Raw genomic sequence first — 3,023 nt, 5'->3', positions numbered from 1 at the left:
AGCGGCACCGAATCCACCACACCCGCCGCATGAACCACCGCATCCACCGCACACCCCGACAACAACTCCTCGACGGCATCCCGATCCGCGACATCGCAAGCCGCCACCGTCACCCGTACACCCAGAGCCGACAGCTCCGCCTCCAACTCCACCGCACCAGGAGCCTCCAGACCACGACGGCTCGTCAGGATCAGATGCTCCGCACCGCGCTCGGCCACCCAACGCGCCACACGAGCACCCAACGCGCCCGTACCACCCGTGATCAACACCGTCCCGCGCGGCCGCCAACCGTCGGCAGTGCTGCCCCCACCATGAGCGTGGACCAGCCTCCGGCCAAAGACACCAGACGCCCGCACAGCTACCTGATCCTCAGAACCATCGGCCAGAACAGCCACGAGCCGATCCAGCACGCCACGGTCCACGGCCTCCGGAAGGTCCACCAGACCACCCCAACGATCCGGCAACTCCAAAGCCGCGACCCGACCCAAACCCCACACCGCAGCCGCCGCAGGATCGGGGCCACCATCCGACTGACCGATCGCAACAGCCCCCTGCGTCACCACCCACACACGCCCACCCACACCCGCATCCCCCAACGCCTGCACCAACACGGCCGTCCACCACACACCCGCCGGGACCCCGCCAGCGGATTCACCCTCCACGCCGACCGGCAGCACCAACACACCCGCGACGGCTTCACCCGCGATCCCCGCACACCGTTCAGCCAGCGCAGCCCGATCCACGTCCAGGCCGCACTTCACCCGCTCAACCCGCACACCACTCGCCGCCAGCTTCTCCACCACGGAAGAGGTCACACTCGACTCCGCCGCCCCCTCGGGCGTCACCACCAGCCAACGCCCGGACAACGCCTCGCCGGTTCCCACGCCAACCGGCTTCCACTGCACCCGATACCGCCAGCCGTCCACCGTCGACCGCTCACGCTGCTGCCGCCGCCATGACGACAATGCGCTCAGGGCCTCATCCCACGAGGCATCCCCGGCGATCGCCAGTTCCCCGGCCAGGGCGGTCGGATCCTCGCGCTCCACGGCCTCCCAGAACCACGCGGCCCCGTCGTCCGCCGGCTGAGCCACGGCGTCCCTGGCCGCAGTCCCCGAGTTGCTCGGCCAGAAACGCTCACGCTGGAACGGGTACGTGGGCAGATCGACCCGCCGGGCCCCGGGGAAGAGCGCCTGCCACTGCACCTCCGCACCGTTGGCGAACATGCCACTGACTGCAGTCAAAAGGGCGTCCGACTCCAGCCGGTCCTTCCGCAGCGCGGGCAACAGCAGCAGGTCCGCGCTGTCTGTGCAGCCCTGCGCCATGGCGGTCAGGGTGCCGTCCGGCCCGATCTCCAGGAACCGGGTCACCCCTTGCTCCTCCAACCACCGCACACCGTCAGCAAAACGCACGGCCTCACGGACATGCCGCACCCAGTAATCAGGGGACGCCAATTCCTCCGCCCCAGCGAGTACGCCGGTCACATTCGAGACCACCGGGATACGCGGCTCCGCATACCCGACGCTCTCCGCAACCGCCCGGAACTCGTCCAGCATCGGCTCCATCAGCGGTGAGTGGAAGGCGTGACTCACCTGGAGCCGCTTCACCTTCCGGCCGTCCGACTCGAAACGCCCGGCAATCTCCACCACCGCGGATTCCGCACCGGAGATCACGACCGACTTCGGGCCGTTCACCGCGGCAATACTCACCCGCTGCTCCTGGCCCTCCAGCAGCGGCAACACCTCATCCTCAGCGGCCTGAACGGCGACCATCGCCCCACCCGCCGGCAACGCCTGCATCAACCGGCCACGCGCCGCCACCAGCCGACACGCATCCTCCAGCGACAGCACCCCCGCCACATGCGCAGCCGCCAACTCACCAATGGAATGGCCGACCAGGAAATCCGGCCGCACACCGAACGACTCCACCAACCGGAACAGCGCCACCTCCACCGCAAACAACGCCGGCTGAGTGAATTCCGTCCGATTCAACGCCTCCGCATTCTCACCGAACACCACACCCCGCAGTGACGACTCCAACTCACCGTCAAAGCAGGCGCATACGGCGTCAAACGTGTCCGCAAAAACCGGGAAGGTGTCGTACAGCTCCCAGCCCATGCCCAAACGCTGCGCCCCCTGCCCGGTGAACAGGAATGCAGACCGCCCCTGTCCCTTGGTACCGCGCACCACACCCGCAGCCTTTCGGCCCTCGGCGAGTGCGGTCAGCCCCTGTACGGCCGTCTCGTGCTCATCGACGAGCAGCACGGCGCGGTGGTCGAATACCTCCCTTGACGTGGCCAAGGAGAAGCCGACATCGGCGGCGTCGGGCCGGAACTCGTCGAGGTGCGTCAGGAGCCGGCGCGCCTGTGCCGTCAAGCCGGCTTCGTCCCGTCCGGAGATGACCCAGGGCACTGAGGGCAGCTTGAGCGACGCTTCGCGCTCCGCTGTCTCGTCGGTTGCCGGTGCCTCTTCGATGATGGTGTGGGCGTTCGTGCCGCTGATGCCGAACGAGGACACACCGGCCCGCCGCGGCCGATCCGTCTGAGGCCACTCCACCGGCTCCGTCAGCAGCCGCACGTCTCCCGCCGACCAGTCCACATGCGAAGAAGGCTCATCGACGTGCAGCGTCTGCGGCAGGACGCCGTGCTGCAACGCCAGCACCATCTTGATCACACCGGCCACACCCGCAGCCGCCTGCGTGTGCCCGATATTCGACTTCACCGACCCCAGCCACAACGGCCGGTCCTCATCCCGGCCCTGACCGTACGTCGCGAGCAGGGCCTGCGCCTCGATCGGATCACCCAGCGACGTCCCCGTACCGTGCGCCTCGACCACATCCACATCCGACGCCGACAGCCCCGCACCCGCCAGCGCCTGCCGAATCACCCGCTGCTGCGAAGGACCATTCGGCGCCGTCAAACCATTCGACGCACCGTCCTGGTTCACCGCACTGCCGCGCACGACCGCCAACACCTGATGCCCATTCCGCCGGGCATCCGACAACCGCTCCACCACCAACACACCCAC

General features: G+C 68.2%; 1 pseudogene. It reads right to left on the bottom strand.

Annotation, left to right across the window (positions count from 1 at the left end):
* Window positions 1-3,017, bottom strand: a pseudogene (locus EST54_RS33565) (type I polyketide synthase); the annotation flags it as partial.
* Between the last annotated feature and the right edge of the window lie 6 nt (window positions 3,018-3,023).

It is taken from the genome of Streptomyces sioyaensis, assembly GCF_004122735.1.
GTDB lineage: Bacteria > Actinomycetota > Actinomycetes > Streptomycetales > Streptomycetaceae > Streptomyces > Streptomyces sioyaensis.
The sequence above is the reverse complement of the archived record's forward strand: the minus strand, read 5'-3'. Positions and strand labels throughout refer to the sequence as shown.